Origin of the sequence: Nostocoides veronense (assembly GCF_039531185.1) — a bacterium.
In the GTDB taxonomy this organism is placed as follows: Bacteria; Actinomycetota; Actinomycetes; order Actinomycetales; family Dermatophilaceae; genus Nostocoides_A; species Nostocoides_A veronense.
Genome location: NZ_BAAAPO010000037.1, coordinates 109,553 through 130,305 on the forward strand (window position 1 = coordinate 109,553; position 20,753 = coordinate 130,305).

Consider the following 20,753-nt stretch of genomic DNA (forward strand, 5'->3'; position numbering starts at 1 on the left):
CGGGTCAGCAGAACGACCAGTCGGGGGTGACGTAGCCATTGCCATACGTCGTGGCCGTGCCGCTGCCTGAACTCGGCGTCACGAGCCGGCCGCCGCCAATACCGGCATAGCTCGACCCGGCACCGCCGGTGCCCCCATTGCTGTTGTGCCCGGTGTAGGTCACACCGCCTCGCGTGGTGGTGGCCCCAATTGCGGCGCTACTTCCGCCGGCGCCGCCGGCGTAGCCGCCGCCACCACCGCCCTGCCACAACGAGTGGCGTGCCGCCGATGAGAATGGCCGAGCCGCCCCCGCCGCCGGAACCCGTACGGCTGGCAGACGGACCCGAATCGCCGCCATTGCCAAAACCGGTGCCGCCCTTGGCGACATAGGCCGCTCCCGCCAGGTAGTTGTTGGAGATCTTCGTGTCTCCGACACCGCCGGCGATCAGGGTCAGCGTCGTGCCCGCGGGAACCGAGATGGTCCCGATCAACGACGCCCCCTTGCCCGCGCCCTGGAAGGCCGTGCCGGCGTCCGCGCCGCCCGACCCACCGACGACCGTATAGGTGAGAACCCGCGGGCAAGCGAAGGTAATGGTCGTCGTGCTCACGGCCCCAGAGCCGTTGCCGGTGATCGTGAACGTCGCCGGCTCCGGCTCAGCCAACATGGCGTGAGTCTCCTCCGATCGGTGGTTCGCGGCTAGCGAGCACCGGCACGATCTATGCACGTCGCCCTAGGGTGAGGCGTATGAGCAGTGCGCTGGCCCGGGCGGCCTACGAGGCGTTGGAGCCATATCACGTTCTCGCGTACTTCAATCCGTACAACAAGGCGGCGCGGACGTCGCTGGGAATCGATCAACTCGGGCTGTACTTCGGGGGTCGCGCCGCACCGCTCGGGCGCTGCCCATCGGCGGTGGTAGCCGCGACCTTCGTCAACTTCAACCCGGCGTGGGTCAGTCACGGCTGGTCGCAGGCCCTGGCCGCGGGGCTCCCCGAGGTGGCCGCGGCCAGTGCCGTCGCGACGGACCGAGCCCTGCGCGACGCGCTCGGTGAGCGGATCACCGCGCCGGAACTGAGGCAGATCGTCGGCGCGCTGCGCGTCGGAATCAACGACGCGGCATACGTGGGCAGACCCCTTGCGGCGGCGTGGGCGGCGTGGCCGTGGCCGGACGAGGCGCACCTGCAGTTGTGGCACGCGTGCACGATCATTCGTGAGCACCGCGGCGACGGCCACGTGGCCGCGCTCGTGCTCGCGGGCCTAGGGCCAGTTGAGATGCTGGTCCTGCATGAGGCTCCGCATCCCGACCCCGCGCTGCGCCGCCGGACCATGGGCAAGGAGCAACTGCTGCTCACCCGAGGCTGGGCCGAGGAGGACTGGGCCGCCGCCGTTGACTCCCTGCAGTCGCGCGGACTTCTGGACGGCGCGGGGGCCATGACGCCGGCCGGGGCCACGCACTACGACCACCTCGAAGAGCAGACCGACTCGGCGGCTGCCGGGTTCTGGAGCGGGGTGCCGGACGCCGAGACGGTGCTCCAAGCGGCGCGCCCCTTCGTCAAAGCCGTCATTGATGTCGGTTACCTGCCCGGCACCCGCAAGCCACGATGACGGACCGACGAGTCAGCGATCAAACATCTCGCATACCCAGTCGGCGGGCATGAGGCCGTCGGACAGGGAGCCGCGGACGGCCTCGGCGACGGTGGCGTCGAGCACCTGATCGCCCGCCGGGTAGAGGATTCCAGCAGCCGAACGAGCGATTCGTCTCCGAGGTCGGGGAGGCTCTGGAGGCGGTAGCCCAGGAGGTGCCGGACGTATGGCGCGGCGCCTGATTCTGGACACGAACGTCCTTATCGACTACGAGCGGGGGAGCATCGACGCCGCCGCGCTCGATGACGCGGACCTGGCCATCGCCGCCCTCACGGTGGCCGAATACCGCACGGGTATCGAGTTGGCCGACTCCCCTGAGCGCGCGGCCACCAGCCCGAATCAGGCAATGGCCGCGAGGCCCTGCCCCGCCCTGTTCAGGCCACGCTCGACCAGGCGGGCCGCGCCGTTAAGGATCTGGGTGAGCCACGCGCCGACGTGAGCGCCGAGCACCAGGCTCTCGTCGACGCCATTGCCGAGCGTCGCGCCCAGGACGCCGCGCGGGTGATGAGTGAACACATCGACGGGAGCCTGGGCGCCGGACTCGCCCAGACTGGCGGTCAGCCGGGGCGGGAGGCGGCGAGCACCGGATCGTGACCGTGCCGGCTCAGCGCCTCCCGGACCCAACCGGTGGCTAGGAGTTCGTCGACAACGTCACGCATCCACGCGATCGTCTCCGGCGCGTGCTGCCGGGAGATCGCGACCGCTTGCGGGATCTGCATGAACGCACCATCGAGGGCCCGCAGACCGTCGTGGGCGGCGACATACGCCTCGATCGGCTGCCGGACACCGGCCGCCACCTCGAGTCCCTGCCCGGCGAAGACGTCGACACCATCGGTGCCGCGGACGATCTCGGCCGCGGTCAGGGCTCGGGTGAGGTGCAGGTCGTATGCCGATCCCAGCTTGACGCCGACCCGAACCCCGGCGCGGTCGACGTCCGCGACGGTGCGGATCGCGGAGTGTGCGCGCACGGCATACGCCCCCTCGATCACGACGTATGGCGCGGAGAAGGCGAGTTCCTCGGCGCGAACCGGGTCAACGGCGAGGAAACAGACATCGGCCATCCCGTCGCGCACCGCGTCGACGGACTTGCGCGCGGCATCCCAGAGAACGAGCTCAACGGGAACCCCGAGCCGCCCGCCGAGCCCATGGGACAGATCGACCGTGATGCCGCCGGGGTCGTCGAAGGACCCGTTGGTGAGGACGGCGTTTCCAAGGTTGATGGAGGCACGAAGCGCCCCGGTCGGCGCAAGTCGGGTGCGGTGGGCCGCATCGTCACGGGCGATTCCGGGCATGCGTGAAGTCTAGGGATGCGGCGCAAACGGGTTCCGGACGATCACTCCACGCACAACTGCACCGTCAGTCAGATGCTCCGACCACAGAGTCTGGCAGCCGGCAAGGGGCACACTCTCGATCATCATCGCGTCCCAGATCGACAGTTGGTGAGCCGCCGCGCACTGGGCAGCCCGCACCACCCGCGACGTGGCACCGTTCGAGGCAGCCGGAGTCAGGCCCGTGATCAATCCCGTCGCGGCCGACCGCGTCGCGCAGGGGTAACGGGAGATGTCGAATGTGCTCGGGGCGACCTGTCAGCGCCTGCCGTAGGCGTCACGCCGGTGCTCGATGTGGAGCACCACCACCTCTTGGGATTCGTCGTTGCTCCGGTAAAGGATGCGATAGGTACCTCGTCTTGCGGAGCGGATTCCCGCGAGGTCTCCGCGCAGCGGCTTGCCGACGCGCTGCGGGTTCTCGATCAGCGCTCCTGTCACGAACTCGATGACGGCAGCTGCGACAGGCTCTGGGAGGTTGCCCTGAATCGCCCTAATGGCGGGTGGGGTCAGGACGAGTTCGTAGGGCGTCACGGACGGAGCGCTCGGGCTGCCTCGACCCCTCGAACGACATTGCCCGCAAGGTATGCCGCGTCAGCCTCCCGGATGTCGGCCAGCGCCTCGGGATCGCTTAGCACCGCGAGGGTCTCCTCCAACTGCTCGAGGTCGTCCGGACTCAAGATCACCGCAGCGGCCTTGCCGTTGCGCGTCACGGTGACTCGATCGTGCTCACGTTGGACGCGGTCGACCACGTCGCTGAAGTGGTCGCGGACCTCACGTAGAGAGGCAATGCTCATGGCCACAATTGTGGCCCCTCGAGATCGCAAAGGCAATCTGCGCGCCAGTTGCCCGCATCAACACCTGCGACCCGCGTCAACCGGTCAGCGATTTCGCGAGTCTCGCGCCCGGAAGGACTGCGGGGCCACCCCGTGCTGCCGCTTGAAGGCCGTCGAGAAGGCGAACGCGTTGTCGTAGCCGACGTCCCGCCCCACCTGCGCGCCACTGCGGGTCGTTCGACACAGCAGGTCCGCGGCGAGCATCATTCGCCATCGTGTCAGGTAGGCCATCGGCGGTAGCCCGACGAGCTCGGTGAACCGCCGCGCCACGGTCGCTCTGGACCAGCCGACCCGGTCCGCCAGCGCCCCGACCGTCCATGGCTCGGCGGGCCGCCCGTGCATGAGGTCGAGCACCGGCCCGATCATCGGGTCGCGCTGGGCATGCCAGCCGGCGGGTGCCTCGTGCTCCGGGTCGGCGAACCACGCGCGCAGCGTTGCGGCCAGCAGCAGGTCGACCACCCGGTCGAGCACCGCGGCCTGCCCCGGCTCATCGGTCGCGAGCTCGGCGGTCAGGAGGCTGAGTAGTTGCGGGGGTGCGGGCGCGACGGCGATCGCCCGAAGGCGCTCGAGCAGCAGCCCGCCCAACTGGTCGGCGCGGTCATAGCTGCCGGTCACGAACGCGTGCGACCCGCCGAGCCGGGTCCCCCAGACCCGCGTGTCCAGCCACATCTGCGCGGAGAGGTCGTTGCCGTGCTCGTCGGCGCAGTGCCCGCCCGGCAGGATCCGAACGGCACGGCTGTCGCCGGCGCCGTCGATGGGTCGCACGCTGTATGCCGTGAGCTGGGGGATCACCGCCACCTCGCCCGGGTGCACCCTGGCCTCGGGCAGGTCGGGTGGGCGGATCAGCAGCGCACCCCGCACGGGGGCGACCACGCTCACGACGGCCAGGTCCTCAACCTGCACGAGGAAGGGCGCTTCGAGCTCACATCGCAGCACGAACGCACCCTGGCCACGCAAGCGGTCAAGCGCGGCGGAGGCGGCGTCCATACGGCCTAACGTAGACGATCACAAAGGTTTCTGCGCTGATCACCTATGGATCGACTCATCTCGGCGGGACAGGCTGGAGCCATGAACCTTTCGAGTCTCCTTGCGGGCGCCGCTGGCGCCGCCGGCCTCCTCGCCGGTGGCGCGCTGTTCGCGTTCTCCTCTTTCGTCATGCCGGCGCTCCGCGACCTCCCCACCGAGACCGCGGTCCGCGCCATGCAGTCGATCAACGACTGGGCGCCCCGCAGCGTGCTGATGGTGCCGCTCATGGGCTCGCCGGCGCTCGGGGCGCTGGTCGGCGGCCTGGCCCTAGCCGACCGGTTGCCCGGCGATCGGCGCCTGCTGCTGGCCGGGGCCGCGCTGTCGGTGGTCGCCTTCGCCGTCACCGCGGCATACCACGTGCCCCGCAACAACCAGCTCGCGACGTTGGCTCCTGGCACCCCGGAGGCCGCCGCGTACTGGCAGACCTACCTCGGGGAGTGGACGCGGATGAACCACGTGCGCGTCGTCCTGCTCCTGGCCTCGGGCGTATCACTCTGGCTGGGGGCGCGGCGGGGCTGACGAGGGACCTGACAGGATCGGCTGAGCCCCGTCACTCGACACGCTCGGCTGGCGGCAGGAAGGGGTAGTGGGTGGGGTAGATACCGACCGCGAAGCCATACATGGTCTCGCCCGATCGCGGTAGCCGGTCGAACTCCTCGACGAGGGCTGTCATCCGGTCCCAGAAGTGAGACGCCTGGTCCTTGGAGAGGCGGGCGTGCCGGATGAAACCCCAGAGCGTGCCCTCCTCGTATGCCGTGGCCGACTCGCCAGCAGCGACGACGAAGTCGTTGAAGTCGCGAGGCATCTCCTCTGCGGTGGTCATGCGGTCTGGTGCGACGTAGAACAACCGAGCAGTACGGCCGTAGAACCGCTCCTCGATGGCCCTGATCCGCCGCGTGCGCACGACCTGCAACAGGCCGTTGCGCGCGAGGACGTCGACGTGGTGCGCGACCGTGCTCTTGGGCCGTTTCAGGGCGGCCGCAAGCTCACTCACGGTGGCGGCTCGCTCGTGGAGAAGCTGCAGGATCGCCGTGCGCAACGGGTGGCCGAGTGCTCGCACCTGGGCAGCCGTCGTCAGGGCTTTGCGGTCGTCGAGCTCGTAGTCCGGCGGGTTGTCCGTCACGGCTGATCAGACTATCGTGATCGAATGTTCCAGAAAGTTCGATCATTCACCGATCGCCCGATCAGGGAGACCTGACATGGCCGACGTCCTGCTCTACCACCACATTCAGGGCCTGACCAACGGCGTTCGCGCCTTCGCCGACGACCTGCGCCGTGCCGGGCACGTGGTGCACACGCCTGACCTCTTCGACGGGCACGTCTTCGACACCGTCGAGGAGGGCTTCGCCTTCGCCAAGGAGGCCGGTTTGGACGCCATCCGGGCTCGCGGGCTCGCGGCGGCCGAGGACCTGGGCGACGGCGTGGTGTACGCGGGAATGTCCTTCTGTGTCACCATCGCGCAGCGGTTGGCCCAGTCGACGCCGAGCGCGCGCGGGGCTCTCCTGCTGTTCTCCTGCCTCCGCGTGTCCGAGTTCGGGGACGCCTGGCCCGACGGGGTTCCGGTACAGGTCCACGGCATGGAAGGGGATGGGTTCTTCGAGGAAGACCTGCCTGCGGCCACAGAGCTCGTGCAGTCGACCCAGAACGCTGAGCTCTTCGTCTACCCCGGCGAACGGCACCTCTTCGCGGACCGGTCGCTCAAGGACTACGACGCCGCGGCCGCGGCGCTGCTCCAAGCGCGGATCGGGGCATTCCTCACCCAGGTCTGACGTATCTCGTCGGCGTGCCCGCTGAGCAGTAGCCAGTCGCTCGCCGCTACGCGCCCGCCACCGGATGACCGGCCACACGTCGCGCACCGTCTCCTACTCCGCCGCGGCAGGAGTCAGGACCGCGCGGTCGTCGAGGCGACGCTCTGCATCGGGGTCGTGTGCGGGCAGCAGCACGGTCGGTTCCTGGGCGGCCAAGCCAGCGATTCGGTCCATGGTGGCCAGCGACACGGTGACGTCTTCGGCGGGCCCGTCGACGACCCGACGCAGCAGCAGGTCCTGATCGTAGGTCGCGTCGCCGGCGAGGAACCAGGTGACATCGGGCGTGCGCACCACGACGGAGAGGTGCCCTGCCATGTGCATCTGGACTTCCCTCGCGCCCAGCGAGTCTCACACCCATGGAGACATCCTCACCCAAATCACGCAGGGCGGCAGATCAGGACGTCGCGCGGCGCTCTTCCTCGGAGCGCAGAACGGAGAACTGGTTTCCCGCGGGGTCGGCCACGGTGACCCAGCCGATGCCGGGGCCGTGGCGACATACTGGACTGAACGGCAAACGTGTTAGGTTTTCCTTCGATCTTTAACGCATTACGTCGACATGTCGAGGGAGCTGACATATGAGCCACATTCCCGAGGTTCCCTACAACGACCTGCCGCCAGTGCCACCCCAGGGTCTCGACCTCGAACCTAAGCGGGTCCTGAAGGCGACCATCGAGGCTCGGGCAGCGCTCGCGACGTTGACGCAGGCCACTCGCCTGCTGCCGAACCCAGGCGTGCTGCTCAGCAGCCTCTCGTTGCTCGAAGCGCAGGCGAGTTCGGAGATCGAGAACATCGTCACCACGAGCGACGCCCTGTTCCGGCACGCCGAGCTCGGCGATGGTAATCAGGCGACCAAGGAGGCCTACCGCTACCGGCAAGCCCTGTTCGTCGGCGTCGAGTCGATCAAGCACCGGCCCCTGACCGCTGCCACAGCGTCCGAGATTTGCTCGGCCCTGCACGGCCGAGAGATGTTGGTGCGCGCTGTCCCGGGGACGCGTATCGCCAACCCCGTTACCCACAGCATCATCTATGCACCCCCCGAAGGCCGCGACCTCATCCTCGACAAGCTCGCGGCCTGGGAGCGCTTCATCCACGCGGACGACGACCTTGACCCCCTGGTCCGGATGGCCGTCGCGCACTATCAGTTCGAGGCCATCCACCCATTCCATGACGGCAACGGCCGCACCGGTCGAGTGCTCAACATCCTGATGCTCATCGACGCAGGGCTGCTCGATCAGCCCATCCTCTACCTCTCGCGCGGGATCATCGCGCGCAAGGGCGACTACTACCGGCTGCTGCGCGCGGTGACCGAAGAGCAGGCCTGGCACGAATGGACGGTCTACCTGCTCGACGTGGTGCGCGAGTCAGCCGAGTCCACGCTCCGCAAGATCACCGCAATCCAGACGTGCCAGCAGCAGCTCGCCGAGCGCGCTCGCGAGGCGACAACGGGCGGGCGAGACGGGCGCTTCCTGGACGTGCTTTTCGAGCAGCCATACACCCGGATCAGCACGGTGACCAAGCGCTGCGATGTCTCGCGGCAAACCGCATCCATCTGGCTCCACGCGCTGACCGAGGCCGGGATCCTCAGGAGTATGAAGATTGGCCGAGACCTGGTCTTCCTCAATCGCGAGCTGCTCGACGTGCTCGTCCGCCCTGAATAGCTCCCGCCTATCCGCACCCTTACTAGGGTTACCTGAGTTTTTTAGGTCTCGATAAACCTGGATAACTTTTGTAAATTTGCCGCGTGGATCCCGTCCTCAACCCCTACACCCCGAACGCCGGCGCCGAACCGCAGGTGTTGATCGGACGTGACGATCAGCTTGCCAGCTTCGACCTTCCTGCTTGACCAAGAAGTCCCTCCAGTCTTGGCGCGCGAGGGACATGGCGTTGGCCATCTAACTCTGGCGAGCCTGGCGCCTGGTTGTCGTAACGCCCAGGTCCCGAGTATGCGTCGTAGATGAAAACCCTCTTGCCCGGCGCCCGCGAGCCGACCTTGCCCGCCCACGCAGGTACGTAGGTGCGCAGGAGGCGATGCTTGTAGACGGCCGCCGCCTGCGGCGACTCGAAGAAGGTCGAGTTGCTCGTCACGAACTCAGGCTTTCACCCAGGGGGCGGCAGACAGCGCGGAGGGCGTCAAAGTCACTCATAAGCACCGGGAGGGAAATCATTCCGACCCATAACTGCGCTGTCGAGATGCACTCAAGATTGCGTGATCTTGTGAGGGGTACTTTGCTCGTTCGGCGCCTTCCGGAAGAGTCGTGCAGCATCGAGCGTGACGGGGACGGACGGTGTCACATGTGGCCGGCGTGCGGGTTTAGTTGGCCGCATGGAGTTCGTACACGGCGCCCTTGGCCTGCCTTTGTTTGCGTCATGCCGAGTCCAGGCTCGGTGGTTGGGGTGGCGGAGCTTGGCCTGAGTTCTCGGGGCTGAGGGGCATGGTTGCCCAAGCGCTGGACAGTGCTTCTCTCTCGAGTTCGCGGCGGTCACCGGGGGTGAGGTCGGCCAGGTCGAGGGCCTGCCAATAGTCGAGGTGCTGTTCGCAGTGGAGCACGGCGGTGATGTCGCCGCGGATCGGCGCTTTGCTGCGGTGGGCTGACACCTGCAGGTAGCGGTGCCCGGAGTCGCCGGCCCGCCAGGCAACGATGTGGGGGCTGGAGAGGATGAGCGCCCAGGCGAGGAGTTCCGAGGGGTTGTCGACCGTGGCGGTGACGTCTCCGATGATGTCCAGCTCGCGGCTGATGCGAAGGAGGATCGCGAGTTCTCGCGCGTCTTTGGTGGGGTACATGGTTGCTCGACTCCGTTGGCTCGTGCCGACGATGCCCGACTGCGCATGAGTGCGCGATGTCGAGCGTGGGTTAGGTTCTCAAGGTTCGCGGGGACCCGGCCTTGATGCCGGGTCCCCGCGAGCCGAACGCGAGCGGCGCGAACTGAGCGCTGCGCGCGTTTCGGCGGGCTCTCCTGCGTCCCGCCGCGGGATGGTGCGTGTGCTGCAGGACTGGCGGACCTCCTTCCCGAGGGCACTGGTCGCGTGCGAGGGACGGTGTGGCTCGGCTCAGGCGTTGATCGCCTTTGCAGAGTCCCCTGCGGTGATCTCGACCTTGCGCGGCTTGGCCTTCTCGGCGATGGGGATCCGGAGGGTGAGCACGCCCGCCTCGTAGTTCGCCGCTACCTGCTCGGCGTCGAGGGTCTCGCCCAGGAACAGCTGGCGGCTGAACACGCCATAGCTGCGCTCGTCGACGACGCGCTCAGTCTCGCCGGCCGGGGGCTTGCGCTCGGCGTGCACGGTGAGAACGTTCTGCTCGACGGTCAGATCGATGGAGTCCGCCGAGACACCGGGCAGGTCGAGGTGGACCACGAACGAGCTGTTGTCCCGGTAGGCCGTCATCGGCATGACAGCTGGGCGGGCGCGGGTCCCAATCATGGCCTGGGCGAGACGGTCGAGGTCACGGAACGGGTCGGTGCGCATCAGCATGAGATCTTCCTCCTCACTTGTCGCTCTGAAGCCGACACTCCACACGCTCGACTTCAGATAATCTCATGTTGCTGTTTTAGATTGTCTCCATCTGTGGGAGGATGTCAAGTGACAGTCACAACAAGTCCTGAGGGACGGTCCAGGAGGGAGGCGTGGCGTGGACGAGCACCGAAGCGAGGCGTTCCGTGTGCTGGGGATCCCCACTGACAGCGACCGGGAGGCAATCGCCCAGACCTACCGGAGGCTCGCGCGGGCTTGCCATCCTGACGTCTCGAACGACCCCGGGGCGGCTGAACGGTTCGCGGCGGTCGCGGCGGCGTACCGACTGTTGTCAGCCGGGACCGGGACGGCGCCGGTCTCGGTGCGAGTGACGACCCCGGCAGAGCCGAGGAACAGCGGCGGTACAGGGGGTTCGGGGAACGCTGCCGACCGAATCCCCTGGTTCTGGCCGGGCACAGGGCGATGGGCGGCGCCGATGGTGTGGAGGGCGAACGTCGGGCGAGCTGACTCCCCGCCGATCGTGGCTGGCCCGCCGCGGGTCACCCCGCTGCCCGGCCACGAAGATGACAGGGGGGTGCGTGATGGTTGACCTCGGTGGCGACCGGGCGCTGTTCTCCATCTCTGTCGCGGCCGAGGTGACCGGGGTGAACCCCCAGATGCTGCGCGTCTACGAGCAGAAGGGCCTGTTGGAGCCGCAGCGGACCCAGGGCGGCACCCGTCGCTACAGCGGCAAGGAGTTGGAACGGGTCCTGGAGATCACGACCCTTCTCGCCGCCGGGCTCAACCTGGCCGGAGTGGAGCAGGTGTTCCGGCTCCGAGCCGAGAACCTGCAACTACAGCGTCAGGTCGACCGGCTCCGCCGAGGCGAGTCATCCGACGGGACGATCGACTCGAGCGCACCACAGTCCGGCGCGTAACGGCGCGACCCTTCATCACACGGGATCGATGACGCCTGTGATCGGCCCTCGACAAGTCACGCACGCTCGTGCAGGGCGCGAGCCAGACCCAGCTGCTGTCCGGCGTCAAGGGACTTCTCGAACCGGCCGTTCTTACAAGATCCGCTGCATCTCGACAGCCGTTTGTGAAATCTTCGCTGCATCTCGACATCAGATGTCGAGATGCAGCGAGGATTGCACGAGTGTGTGCAGGCTACTTTGCGTGATCGACCCAATTGCAGGGGATCGCGCGAGGTGTGTTTCAGCGTCTCTCACGCAAGAGCCCGCCGGTCAGGAGATCTCTTGGGCGCGAAGGCGTAGCGCGTTGCCGATCACGCTGACGCTGGAGAAGGCCATGGCGGCTGCGGCGATGATGGGCGACAGCAGGAGCCCGAAGACCGGGTAGAGGACACCGGCGGCGATGGGGATTCCGGCAGCGTTGTACGCGAAGGCGAAGAACAGGTTCTGGCGGATGTTGCGCATCGTCTTCTCGGAGAGGCGGCGGGCGCGCACGATGCCAGTGAGGTCGCCCTTGAGGAGGGTGACCCCGGCGCTTTCCATGGCGACGTCGGTGCCGGAGCCCATGGCGATGCCGACGTCGGCTGCCGCGAGGGCGGGTGCGTCGTTGATGCCGTCGCCGGCCATGGCCACGATCCGCCCCTGACTGCGCAGCCGGGTGACGACGTCGGCCTTGTGGTCGGGCAGAACTTCGGCTTCGACCTGGTCGATGCCGAGGGTGCGGGCGACGGCTTGGGCGGTGACGCGGTTGTCGCCGGTGAGCATGACGACCCGTATGCCGTCCTCGCGCAGTGCCTGCAGCGCGGCTGGGGTGGTCTGCTTGATCGGGTCGGCGATGGCGAAGAGGCCGGCAGCCTGGCCGTCGATGCCGATGTGGATGACGGTCGCCCCGTCGCCGCGCAGCTGGTCGGCGTGACCGTGCGAGGCAGTGGTGTCGATTCCTTGCGATGCGAGGAAGTCCGCGCTGCCGAGGGTGACCTGGTGTCCCTCCACCGTGCCAGTGACACCTTTGCCCACCGGGGAGTCGAAGTCGGCCACCGGCGGAATCTCCAGGCCCTTGGCCGTGGCGGCCTCCACGATCGCATGGGCGAGAGGGTGCTCGGAGGCGCGCTCGACGGCGGCCGCGATGCGAAGCAGCTCGTCGGGGGTGCGGTCGCCGACCGGTTCGGGGGGTGCGGTCGCCGACCGGTTCGGTGGCGGTGACGGTGGGTCGGCCTTCGGTGAGGGTGCCGGTCTTGTCGAGGACGATGGTGTCGACCTTCTCCATCTGCTCGAGGGCCTCGGCGTTCTTGATCAGGACGCCGAGGCCGGCGCCGCGGCCGACGCCGACCATGATGGACATGGGCGTGGCCAGCCCGAGGGCGCAGGGGCACGCGATGATGAGGACGGCGACCGCGACGACGAGGGCGTGGGCGAGCTTGGGGTCGGGGCCGACGAGCGCCCAGACGATGAACGCGACGATGGCGACGACGATCACGATGGGCACGAAGATGCCGGAGACCTTGTCGGCCATGCGCTGGATGGGTGCGCGGGAGCGTTGGGCGTCGGCGACCATGGCGACGATCCGTGCGAGCATCGTGTCTCGGCCGACCTTCTCGGCGCGCATGACCAGGCCGCCGCTGCCGTTGATGGTGCCGCCGATGACCGTGTCGCCGGTGGTCTTGGTGACGGGCATGGACTCACCGGTGACCAAGGACTCGTCGACGGCGGAGCGTCCTTCCTCGACGGTGCCGTCGACGGGGACCGCTTCGCCGGGGCGGACTCGGAGACGGTCGCCGATGTGGACGTCCTCGAGGGGGACCTCGTTCTCGGTCCCGTCGTCGGCCAGTCGGCGTGCGGTCTTGGGGCTGAGGTCGAGGAGTGCCTTGATGGCGCCGGAGGTCTGCTCCCGGGCGCGCAGTTCGAGGACTTGTCCGAGCAGGACGAGTGTGGTGATGACGGCCGCGGCTTCGAAGTAGACGTCGACGGTGCCGTCGGCGGCGCGGAAGGAACTCGGGAAGATCCCGGGGGCGAGGGTGGCGACAAGGCTGAAGAGCCACGCGACGCCGGTTCCCATGGCGATGAGGGTGAACATGTTGAGGTTGAGGCTGCGGACGGAGGCCCAGCCGCGGACGAAGAATGGCCAACCCGCCCACAGCACGACCGGGGTGGCCAGGACGAGTTGCGCCCAGATGGCCGCCGGACCCGGGATCAGGTCGTGCAGCCAGGGGATGAAGTGGCGTCCCATCTCGAGGATGACGATGGGGATGGTCAGGGCGACCCCAGCCCAGAAGCGACGCGTCATGTCGGTCAGTTCGTGGCTCGGACCAGCCTCTGCAGCCACGTCCACCGGCTCGAGCGCCATCCCACAGATGGGGCACGGTCCCGGTCCCGGCCGGCGGATCTCCGGGTGCATCGGGCAGGTCCACTCACTGGCCGTGGACTGCACACCGGGGGTCTCCCGGGCCTGGTGGGACTCAGCGCCGACGTCACCAGGGGTGAACTTCGCCGGATCGGCTACGAACCGGTCGCGGCAGCGCTCGGAGCAGAAGTGGACCTGCCGACCATCGTTTTCGACGCTGAGTGCCGTGACCGGGTCGACGGTCATCCCGCAGACAGGGTCGGTCACGGCCGAGTTGGGTTGACTGGACGATGGCGCGTGCTCGTGCGTGGACATGGCAGCCTTCCGATGTCGGTGGGGGCGGGAGCGCGTCCGGGTGTCGGAGAGCGTTAGAGCATTCCCTGCATGGTGGCGATCTCGGCGTTCTGCGCCTTGATGATCGCTTCGGCGAGCTGCTTCACCTCAGGGTTGTCGGTCGTGGTGAGGACCTGTTGCGCCATGGTGACGGCGCCTCGGTGGTGCTGGACCATCATCGTCAGCCACATTCGGTCGAAGTCGGCACCTTGGGCCGTCTCGAGCTTGGCCATGTCATCGCTGCTCATCATGCCGCTGCCGTGGTCCATGCCTCCGCCAGCACTTGGGGCCGCGCCCCAGCTGGACAGCCAGCCGCGCATGGTCGCGATCTCGGGGTCCTGCGCCTTCTTGACGTCGGCAGCCAACGTGCGGACCTCGGGGGAGGCCGTGGAGTTCTTCAGCGCCAGGTCGGCCATCTCGATGGCCTGCTCGTGATGAGGAATCATCATCTGCGAGAACATGACATCGCCCGTCCGGGCGGCGGAACTGCCAGTGACAGCGGGCGAACCCCCGCTGGTCATCGGGCTGGCGCCATGGTCCATGCCGCTCATGCCTGAGTCGTTCGACGTGGTCGAGCAGGCGGACAGAGTGGCGGCGGTCAGTGCGGCGACGAGCACGGCGATGGTGCGTCGGACGGGCTGGCGCATGGGTGACTCCTGGGATGTGGACATGGAAGGGGTGTCGACGGACACGTCCTCCACCCTTCGTTCCCCGCGTTGTCGCGAGACTGTCCTTGTGTTGAGGTTTGGTCAAGGTCGGCCCGACGCGACGTGTTCACCGAGGCGGGCTGGTTGGCCATTGAAGAGAAGAACGCACGCCAGGGTTGCGTTCCCGATCAGCGTGAGCGGTCGGCGTGGTTCATCCAGGTCATCATGATGGCCATCATGGCCAGGCACCCCACGGCATACAGGAGGGCGCCGACGCCGAGGGTGCCGGTGGCGATCAGGACGCCGATGAGGGCGAGCATGGGCAGGCACATGAGCCACATGAGCCAGCCGTGGCCGCGTCCGTGTTGGTGGGTGACGGGGCGCTCGGTTGGTGCCGCCGGCTCGTGGCTCGTGAAGTCGGCGTAGTGATGGTCGGGGGGGTTCGAGGTCATCGTCGGCTCCGTGGTTGAGTTGCGGAAACGCGGGGTCGTCTCCGTCACTTCAGGATTGAGCCCGAGTGTGGCGCTCGGGGTTCGGTCGCGTTCAGATCTGGTCAAGACTTCCGGTTCAGGCAAGCGCGTCGGTGGTGGTCGCGCCGTTGTCGGTGGTGCGCAGGACCCGGTCGTGCAGGGCGACGACGACCTCCACCTCGCCGGAGCCGGATCGGCCGGCCCAGAGCGCTTCGACGGGTCCGACGACGCGTGTGCCGAGGGTCCAGGTGGCGCCTTGGTCGGTGCTGGTGGCCAGCCGGCCGTCGGTCGTGGCGATGACCAGGGTGGACTCGTCGGCCCAAGCGGTGAGGACGGATAGGGCGGGGGTGGTGAGGGTCTGCCAGGTGGCGCCGTGGTCGGTGCTGCGGAGCAGTCCCTTCTCGGTGGTGGCGACCAAGGTGCCGGAGGTGGGTGAGGTAGATATGGACCGTGGTGGAGCGGGTATGCCGCGATCGGCCCATTGCTTGCCGTCGCTGGTGGTCCGCAGCGCGCCGTCGAAGCCGACGACCATCTGGGGTCCGGCGGTCAAGGCGTGGAAGTCGGATTGCCCGCCGCGGGAGGTGACCTGCCAGGTGCGGCCACGGTCGGTGGAGCGAATCAACCCCAGGGGTTGCGGCAGGTCGACTGCCCCAAGGCCAGGGTGGCCGGAGGCGTAGAAGGTTCCGTCCGGGCTGACCGTGAACCCCATGAGGTCCATGACGGGTCCGCGCAGGGTCAGGCCATCGGCCTCCTTCGCATAGAGCCCTTCGTGCGTGGCCAGGAGCAGCGTGCCGTCGCTGGGGTCGCGGGCGATGGCATGGATGTGCGTGATGGCGACGGGTTTCGCGCTGGCGCTCGGTGGAGCGGTCACCGAGCTGGGCGGCGTCATGGTTGTTGGGGCTGCGGTCTGGCCCGCAGGGGTCGAGGAGCCGGCGGGGGTGGCCGTTGCGCCGCACGCGGTCAGGGTCGTACTCGCGGCAAGGGCGGCTGCGGCGAGGAGCAGCCGCTTGCCTCGTGGCGTCCTCATGCGACGTAGTTGAGGGCGATCATCATGCCGGCCTCTGCGTGGTAGATGTTGTGGCAGTGGATCATCCAGTCGCCGGCGTTGTCGGCGTCGAGGTCGATCGCGAACGACTGCATGGGGGCCATCAGAACGGTGTCCTTGCGCAGGCCTGAAGGCAGCGCGAAGGTGTGTCCATGCAGGTGCAGGGGGTGAGTCATCATCGTCATGTTGGTGGCGTTGATCCGCAGACGTTGCCCGGCCTTGACGGTGAGGGGCTCGTTCTGCCCGAACGGCGCGCCGTTGATGCCCCACTGGTAGGGCTTCATCGACCCCTGCAGGCTCAGGTCGACGGTCGCGTCGGGTGACTTGTTGGGCAGCCGGGAGGACTCGGCCGGTTGCAGCTGGGACCCGATCAGGACCTGCCCTGACAGCTCAGCTGGCGTGACCCCGGGGTCGGGTGCCGCACCCGAACCGGTACGCAACAGCGCGACGGCTTGGCCGCCGCTGGTCTTGCCGAAGGGTCGGGCCACGAGCGGGAACACGCCGTCCTTGACGGTGACGATCGCGTCGTAACGTTCACCCATCCCGATGTAGAACGCGTCGACCTCGGCGGGTTGCACAGCGTGGCCGTCGGTCTCGGTGATGGTCATCCGGTGACCGCCGAGCGCGACCGTGAAGATGGTGTCGGAGGCGGCGTTGATCACCCGCAGTCGCACCTTTTGGCCCGGTGTGGCGGTCAGCACGTCCGGGTCGGTCGCCGGCTTCCCATTGATGAGGAACAAGGGGTACTGGACGTCACCGGCGTCACCCCACGGTGGTGTCCCCATCGACATGCCGCCCATCGACCCGTGGTCCATGCCACCCATGCCGCCCATCCCGCCCATCCCGCCAGGGCTGGTGGTGCCACCGTCGGCGATGAGCTTCTTCAGGACGTCATCGGGGGTGGTGCCGGTGCCGTCGATCCAGTCGTCGAGGACCACGATCCATTCGGCGTCATACCTGCCGGGGTCGGCGGGGTCGTCGATGACCATCGGCGCGTAGAGGGCCCGGTCGAGCTGGACGCCGACGTGCGGGTGGAAGAAGTAGGTGCCCGGGTCGGGGGCGGTGAACTCATAGACGTACTTCGCCCCGGGCTTGACCGGGTCCTGGGTCAACCCGGGGACCCCGTCGGCGGAGTTGCGCAGCCGGATGCCGTGCCAGTGGATGGTGGTGTCGGCGGGGAGCTGGTTGTCCAAGGTCACGCGCAGGAAGTCACCTGCGGTGGCGCGCACCAGCGGACCGGGCGCGGCCTCACCGTACGCCCACGTGGAAACCTGCCGTCCGGCCAGATCGAGAGTGGCCGGCCTGGCGGTCAGGCTCGCCTCGACCACCTTCTGCCCGGCCGACGGGGAGACCGACGAGGGGGCACCAAAGGTGCGCGACGGCATACCGGCTTTGTTGCCACCGCTGGAGGTGCAGGCGGACAACGCGCCGACGGACGCGAGGCCGAGACCTCCCACGAGCAGGGTGCGACGAGACAGCAGGGGGTTGGTCACCGGAGGTGGCTCCTTGGTCAGGGTGTTGGGGTCAGTGAATGTCGGACAGGATGCGGCGGCGATGCTCGTACTCCTCGACGGAGACCTCGCCTCGCGCCAGGGCCTCCTTGAGCAAGGTCAACGGGTCGGTCCGCGGCGCCGTGTTGTCCTTCGTGCGGTCGGGCAGCAGTGAGCGAATCACGAGGATGACCACCAGCCAGAACGCCAGCGCCCCCGATCCCATCACCAGCCACATGCCCCACCCCATGCCAGTGCCGTTGTTCCACATCATGATCGGTGCTTCCTTCCATGGGAGCGTGATCAGGTCACCGTGTGTGGCCCGTGAGCGCCACGCTCGCGGCAGGACCCGTCGATCCGGTCGTGGCGAGGTTGAGGTTTGACGAAGATCGCCCCCATCGAGCGCGGGGATCGGGCGGGGTGCACGAGGAGGCCGGGCAGACTGGACGGCGTGACTGATCAGCCCAGCCCTGCCGCGACCGGCCGCGTCCTGGTGGTCGAAGACGAGAGGACGCTGGCCGGAATGGTCGCGGCGTACCTCTCGCGCGCCGGATTCGAGACCGCGGTCGTGCACACCGGCATCGCGGCCGTGGACGCCGTCCGCGAAAACGAACCCGATGTCGTCATCCTCGACCTAGGCCTACCCGGACTGGACGGCATCGAGGTCTGCCGGCAGATCCGCACCTTCTCCGACTGCTACATCCTGATCACCACGGCCCGTAAGGAAGAGATCGACACCCTCATCGGACTGTCCGTCGGCGCCGACGACTACCTGACCAAACCGTTCAGTGTGCGTGAGCTGGTCGCCCGTGTCCAGACCGTCCTACGGCGTCCACGCACCGGGTCCCGCGCCCACGCCCAGAAAGACGCGACGGTTTGGTCGTTCGGGAACCTGCGCGTCGACCCCGTCGGTCACGAGGTCCACCTCGGCGGTGAGCCGGTCGCGTTGACCCCGACCGAACGAGACCTGCTCATCACCTTGGCCTCGCGTCCAGCGGTGGCTTTCACCCGGGGGCAACTCATCGAGGAGGTCTGGGGCGCCGGGTGGGTCGGTGACGAGCATCTGGTCGACGTCCACATCGCCCACCTGCGACGCAAACTCCGCGACGACCCCGACACCGCCCGATACATCACCACCGTCCGCGGCGTCGGCTACCGAATGGGCAGAGGATGACACCCCCGACACGGTTCACCACTGGCCGCGGCCTGGCCAGCCGGCTGCTCGCCGGACAGACGATCGTTCTCATCGCCGGGGCGCTGACCACTGGCCTGGTGGCGGCACTGCTGGGTCCCTCAATCTTCCACCAGCACCTGCTCGAAGCCGGCCACGCCGAGAACTCCCCGGAGCTTGTCCACATCGAGATGGCCTACCGCGACGCGTCCTTCCTGGCACTCGGCACCGGGTTGACGATCTCCCTGCTGGCAGCCGGCATCGTCACATGGCTGCTGACCCGAAGGATCCGCACGCCCTTGGCCAACCTCACCCATGGAGCCCGCGAACTGTCCCGGGGCCACTACTCCACCCGCGTGAGCGACACCGGCTCCGGGACCGAACTGGACACCCTCGCCGACGCGTTCAACGTCATGGCCGAACGCCTCCAAGGGATCGAGGACACCAGGCGACGCATGCTCGCCGACCTCGCCCACGAACTGCGCACCCCCATCACCACACTGACCGCCTACCACGACGGCCTGCACGACGGAGTCGTCACGCTCGGCCCCGACTCCCAAACTGCCCTCACCGAACAGACCGACCGGCTCGCCCGCCTCGCCGAGGACATCGATGAGGTCTCCACCGCCGAAGAAGGCCGGCTCAGCCTCCAGCCCGAAGTGGTCGCGGTCTCGGACCTGCTGTGGAACGCCGGCGAAGCCGTCCGGGACCGCTACCGCGACGCCGGCGTCAACCTCGCCGTCGACACCACCAGCGCCGCAGGACTCACCATCGACATCGACCGGCAACGCCTCGGGCAAGTCCTCAGCAACCTCCTGAACAATGCCCTGCGCCACACGCCCGCCGGCGGCATCGTCACAGTCTCCGCACGTCAGGTCGACGACGAGATCGACATCACCGTCACGGACACCGGCGAAGGGATCACACCCGAACACCTGCCCCACGTCTTCGAACGGTTCTACCGAGGCGACGCCGCCCGAAGCCGCGACCACTCCGGATCCGGCATCGGCCTGACCATCAGCAAAGCCATCATCGACGCCCACCACGGAACCATCCAGGCCCTGAGCCAAGGCCCAGGGCAAGGGGCGACCTTCGTGGTCACCCTGCCCCGGCGCCAGACCTGACCCGACGGGGCTCATGGCTCCTTTTCGGCGGACCGAGTCCGAATCCGGTACGGTCGTAATGCTTTACTACCACTGTGAGCCCCAAGTCTTCCACGCATGTGTCCCGCAGCCAGGTACTCGGCTCCCGCATCGCGTACGCGCGTCGGGAGCGGGGCATGACTCAGGAACGCCTGGCAGCCGATGCTGGCGTGGGACTTGAGTCGCTGCGGAAGGTCGAGCAGGGACACGTCGTTCAGCCTGGAGTCTTCCGCATCGCCGACATCGCCAATGCTCTGGGCATGACCATCGATGGGCTGCTGCCGGCACGAGCGAGTCGAGTGACCTCCATCGGATATGAGGGTTACGACATTGGTGGCTTCGTCGAGGGGGTCAAAATTGCCGGGATCGATCTTGTGGCCGACGTGCGCCTCACTCCGTTGAGCCGCAAGCAAGGTTTCAGCAAGCGTGGCCTTGGTGACGCGCTCGGGGAGGTTGGGGTGCGGTACGAGCATCTTCGGCCGCTCGGAAACGCGAAGGAGAACCGGCCACTGTTTGCCGGTTCAGATCTGGAGGTGGGGAGAGAGCGTTATCGCGCGAGCCTGCGGACTCCCGAGGCACGGGCCGCTCTCAAGCAACTGACCTTCTGGCGACAGGATCATCATGTCGCGCTGCTCTGCTTTGAACGGGACGAGGAGAGATGCCATCGCTCCGTAGTGCTCGAGGAGCTCGCTTAGACGCCGCAGACCCTCCTATGAAACATAGGTAGCGGTTCATGAAAAGTAGCCCCCATCTCGACATCAGTGTCGAGATGCACTGAAGATTGCGTCCGCCTGCTGAGCACATTGCGCAAACGGCGTGTTCAGGGGCGACCGTGCAAAGCAGCCGTCCCTTGTGCTCACGGAGGGTCTCGGAGCAATGGATGCCGAACCAGCCTCAGTAGATGCATGGTGGCGGATCGTGGGGCCGGTCTGAACGCGCTCGTTCGTATAGGGCCCCGTCACCGGAACACCTCGCCGGGCGGGTCATACGGTCACCGGCCAGAGTCGCAGTGTGGCTTGCGCCGTTAAATGGCGGGGTTCTGTAGGTGATATGTGGCGGGCCCCGGTCAACTGACG

27 protein-coding genes and 1 pseudogene are annotated in these 20,753 nt (G+C 67.7%); 11 read left to right on the forward strand and 17 right to left on the reverse strand.

Going from position 1 to position 20,753, the window contains the following annotated elements:
- Positions 1–4 precede the first annotated feature (4 nt).
- The gene (locus ABD225_RS11955) at positions 5–163 is read right to left on the reverse strand and encodes a hypothetical protein (RefSeq protein ID WP_344085449.1); all 159 of its coding nucleotides are present in this window, start codon (positions 161–163) and stop codon (positions 5–7) included.
- Between the two features lie 34 nt (positions 164–197).
- Positions 198–644 (reverse strand): hypothetical protein, encoded by a 447-nt coding sequence (locus ABD225_RS11960; RefSeq protein WP_344085452.1) that lies wholly within the window; start codon positions 642–644, stop codon positions 198–200.
- Between the two features lie 80 nt (positions 645–724).
- Here ABD225_RS11960 and ABD225_RS11965 point away from each other — a divergent pair, with 80 nt between their 5' ends.
- From ABD225_RS11965 to ABD225_RS11975, 3 genes are all read left to right on the forward strand, one after another.
- Positions 725–1,582 carry an SCO6745 family protein gene (locus tag ABD225_RS11965; protein WP_344085455.1) on the forward strand — a complete coding sequence of 286 codons (858 nt, stop codon included), beginning with the start codon at positions 725–727 and terminating at the stop codon, positions 1,580–1,582.
- A 205-nt stretch (positions 1,583–1,787) separates the two neighbouring features.
- A complete protein-coding gene (locus ABD225_RS11970) occupies positions 1,788–2,060 on the forward strand; it encodes a PIN domain-containing protein (protein ID WP_344085458.1) in 273 nt (90 codons plus the stop codon).
- The gene (locus tag ABD225_RS11975; protein ID WP_344085461.1) at positions 2,057–2,215 is read left to right on the forward strand and encodes an FCD domain-containing protein; all 159 of its coding nucleotides are present in this window, start codon (positions 2,057–2,059) and stop codon (positions 2,213–2,215) included. Before ABD225_RS11970 ends, ABD225_RS11975 begins: the two co-directional genes overlap by 4 nt.
- Here ABD225_RS11975 and ABD225_RS11980 read toward each other — a convergent pair.
- The 4 genes from ABD225_RS11980 to ABD225_RS11995 all read right to left on the reverse strand — a co-directional run bounded on the left by ABD225_RS11980 (position 2,179) and on the right by ABD225_RS11995 (position 4,769).
- The gene (locus ABD225_RS11980) at positions 2,179–2,913 is read right to left on the reverse strand and encodes a transporter substrate-binding domain-containing protein (protein ID WP_344085464.1); all 735 of its coding nucleotides are present in this window, start codon (positions 2,911–2,913) and stop codon (positions 2,179–2,181) included. The two genes, ABD225_RS11975 and ABD225_RS11980, sit on opposite strands and share 37 nt — an antisense overlap.
- Before the next feature lie 294 nt (positions 2,914–3,207).
- Positions 3,208–3,480 (reverse strand): type II toxin-antitoxin system RelE family toxin, encoded by a 273-nt coding sequence (locus ABD225_RS11985; protein ID WP_344085467.1) that lies wholly within the window; start codon positions 3,478–3,480, stop codon positions 3,208–3,210.
- Positions 3,477–3,743 carry a type II toxin-antitoxin system Phd/YefM family antitoxin gene (locus ABD225_RS11990; RefSeq protein WP_344085470.1) on the reverse strand — a complete coding sequence of 89 codons (267 nt, stop codon included), beginning with the start codon at positions 3,741–3,743 and terminating at the stop codon, positions 3,477–3,479. Before ABD225_RS11990 ends, ABD225_RS11985 begins: the two co-directional genes overlap by 4 nt.
- 84 nt (positions 3,744–3,827) lie before the next feature.
- Positions 3,828–4,769: a helix-turn-helix transcriptional regulator gene (locus ABD225_RS11995; RefSeq protein WP_344085473.1), complete on the reverse strand. Its 942-nt coding sequence runs from the start codon at positions 4,767–4,769 to the stop codon at positions 3,828–3,830.
- Between the two features lie 81 nt (positions 4,770–4,850).
- On the opposite strand from ABD225_RS11995, the gene ABD225_RS12000 reads away from it, so the two are divergent.
- Positions 4,851–5,327, forward strand: coding sequence for an anthrone oxygenase family protein (locus ABD225_RS12000; protein WP_344085476.1), 477 nt, complete (start codon positions 4,851–4,853; stop codon positions 5,325–5,327).
- A gap of 31 nt (positions 5,328–5,358) precedes the next feature.
- Here the strand turns inward: ABD225_RS12000 and ABD225_RS12005 are convergent, their stop codons facing one another.
- Complete coding sequence (locus ABD225_RS12005) at positions 5,359–5,931, reverse strand: ArsR/SmtB family transcription factor (protein WP_344085479.1); 573 nt, start codon at positions 5,929–5,931, stop codon at positions 5,359–5,361.
- Between the two features lie 76 nt (positions 5,932–6,007).
- On the opposite strand from ABD225_RS12005, the gene ABD225_RS12010 reads away from it, so the two are divergent.
- The gene (locus ABD225_RS12010) at positions 6,008–6,577 is read left to right on the forward strand and encodes a dienelactone hydrolase family protein (protein WP_344085482.1); all 570 of its coding nucleotides are present in this window, start codon (positions 6,008–6,010) and stop codon (positions 6,575–6,577) included.
- 93 nt (positions 6,578–6,670) lie between these two features.
- On the opposite strand, the gene ABD225_RS12015 is transcribed toward ABD225_RS12010, so the two are convergent.
- On the reverse strand, positions 6,671–6,937 hold the full coding sequence (locus ABD225_RS12015; protein WP_344085485.1) for an MBL fold metallo-hydrolase: 267 nt from the start codon (positions 6,935–6,937) through the stop codon (positions 6,671–6,673).
- Between the two features lie 254 nt (positions 6,938–7,191).
- Here ABD225_RS12015 and ABD225_RS12020 point away from each other — a divergent pair, with 254 nt between their 5' ends.
- On the forward strand, positions 7,192–8,274 hold the full coding sequence (locus tag ABD225_RS12020; protein WP_344085488.1) for a Fic family protein: 1,083 nt from the start codon (positions 7,192–7,194) through the stop codon (positions 8,272–8,274).
- Between the two features lie 707 nt (positions 8,275–8,981).
- Here ABD225_RS12020 and ABD225_RS12025 read toward each other — a convergent pair.
- Positions 8,982–9,398 (reverse strand): hypothetical protein, encoded by a 417-nt coding sequence (locus tag ABD225_RS12025; protein WP_344085491.1) that lies wholly within the window; start codon positions 9,396–9,398, stop codon positions 8,982–8,984.
- Between the two features lie 267 nt (positions 9,399–9,665).
- The gene (locus tag ABD225_RS12030; RefSeq protein WP_344085494.1) at positions 9,666–10,085 is read right to left on the reverse strand and encodes an Hsp20/alpha crystallin family protein; all 420 of its coding nucleotides are present in this window, start codon (positions 10,083–10,085) and stop codon (positions 9,666–9,668) included.
- A gap of 187 nt (positions 10,086–10,272) precedes the next feature.
- On the opposite strand from ABD225_RS12030, the gene ABD225_RS18720 reads away from it, so the two are divergent.
- Both ABD225_RS18720 and ABD225_RS12035 read left to right on the forward strand, forming a co-directional pair.
- On the forward strand, positions 10,273–10,674 hold the full coding sequence (locus ABD225_RS18720; RefSeq protein ID WP_425564407.1) for a DnaJ domain-containing protein: 402 nt from the start codon (positions 10,273–10,275) through the stop codon (positions 10,672–10,674).
- Positions 10,667–11,002 (forward strand): MerR family transcriptional regulator, encoded by a 336-nt coding sequence (locus ABD225_RS12035; RefSeq protein WP_048547309.1) that lies wholly within the window; start codon positions 10,667–10,669, stop codon positions 11,000–11,002. Before ABD225_RS18720 ends, ABD225_RS12035 begins: the two co-directional genes overlap by 8 nt.
- A gap of 309 nt (positions 11,003–11,311) precedes the next feature.
- On the opposite strand, the gene ABD225_RS18725 is transcribed toward ABD225_RS12035, so the two are convergent.
- The 7 genes and pseudogenes from ABD225_RS18725 to ABD225_RS12065 form a co-directional block, all read right to left on the reverse strand.
- A complete protein-coding gene (locus ABD225_RS18725; RefSeq protein WP_425564405.1) occupies positions 11,312–12,115 on the reverse strand; it encodes an HAD-IC family P-type ATPase in 804 nt (267 codons plus the stop codon).
- Between the two features lie 163 nt (positions 12,116–12,278).
- Positions 12,279–13,694 (reverse strand): annotated as a pseudogene (locus ABD225_RS18730) (HAD-IC family P-type ATPase); the annotation flags it as partial.
- A gap of 53 nt (positions 13,695–13,747) precedes the next feature.
- A complete protein-coding gene (locus tag ABD225_RS12045) occupies positions 13,748–14,359 on the reverse strand; it encodes a DUF305 domain-containing protein (protein ID WP_344085500.1) in 612 nt (203 codons plus the stop codon).
- A gap of 188 nt (positions 14,360–14,547) precedes the next feature.
- Entirely contained in the window at positions 14,548–14,811 is a 264-nt protein-coding gene (locus ABD225_RS12050) for a hypothetical protein (protein WP_344085503.1), read from the reverse strand.
- Positions 14,812–14,926: 115 nt separating this feature from the next.
- Positions 14,927–15,856, reverse strand: a complete 930-nt coding sequence (locus ABD225_RS12055) for a F510_1955 family glycosylhydrolase (protein ID WP_048547330.1) — start codon at positions 15,854–15,856, stop codon at positions 14,927–14,929.
- On the reverse strand, positions 15,853–17,367 hold the full coding sequence (locus ABD225_RS12060; RefSeq protein WP_048547332.1) for a multicopper oxidase family protein: 1,515 nt from the start codon (positions 17,365–17,367) through the stop codon (positions 15,853–15,855). The genes ABD225_RS12055 and ABD225_RS12060 overlap by 4 nt, the downstream gene beginning before the upstream one ends.
- A 31-nt stretch (positions 17,368–17,398) precedes the next feature.
- Positions 17,399–17,638, reverse strand: a complete 240-nt coding sequence (locus ABD225_RS12065) for an SHOCT domain-containing protein (protein ID WP_048547334.1) — start codon at positions 17,636–17,638, stop codon at positions 17,399–17,401.
- Between the two features lie 177 nt (positions 17,639–17,815).
- Here ABD225_RS12065 and ABD225_RS12070 point away from each other — a divergent pair, with 177 nt between their 5' ends.
- The 3 genes from ABD225_RS12070 (at position 17,816) to ABD225_RS12080 (ending at position 20,372) form a co-directional block, all read left to right on the forward strand.
- Positions 17,816–18,538, forward strand: a complete 723-nt coding sequence (locus ABD225_RS12070; RefSeq protein WP_048547336.1) for a response regulator transcription factor — start codon at positions 17,816–17,818, stop codon at positions 18,536–18,538.
- Entirely contained in the window at positions 18,535–19,659 is a 1,125-nt protein-coding gene (locus ABD225_RS12075; protein ID WP_048547338.1) for a sensor histidine kinase, read from the forward strand. The genes ABD225_RS12070 and ABD225_RS12075 overlap by 4 nt, the downstream gene beginning before the upstream one ends.
- 98 nt (positions 19,660–19,757) lie before the next feature.
- A complete protein-coding gene (locus ABD225_RS12080) occupies positions 19,758–20,372 on the forward strand; it encodes a DUF488 family protein, N3 subclade (RefSeq protein ID WP_344085520.1) in 615 nt (204 codons plus the stop codon).
- The last annotated feature ends 381 nt before the right edge of the window (positions 20,373–20,753 follow it).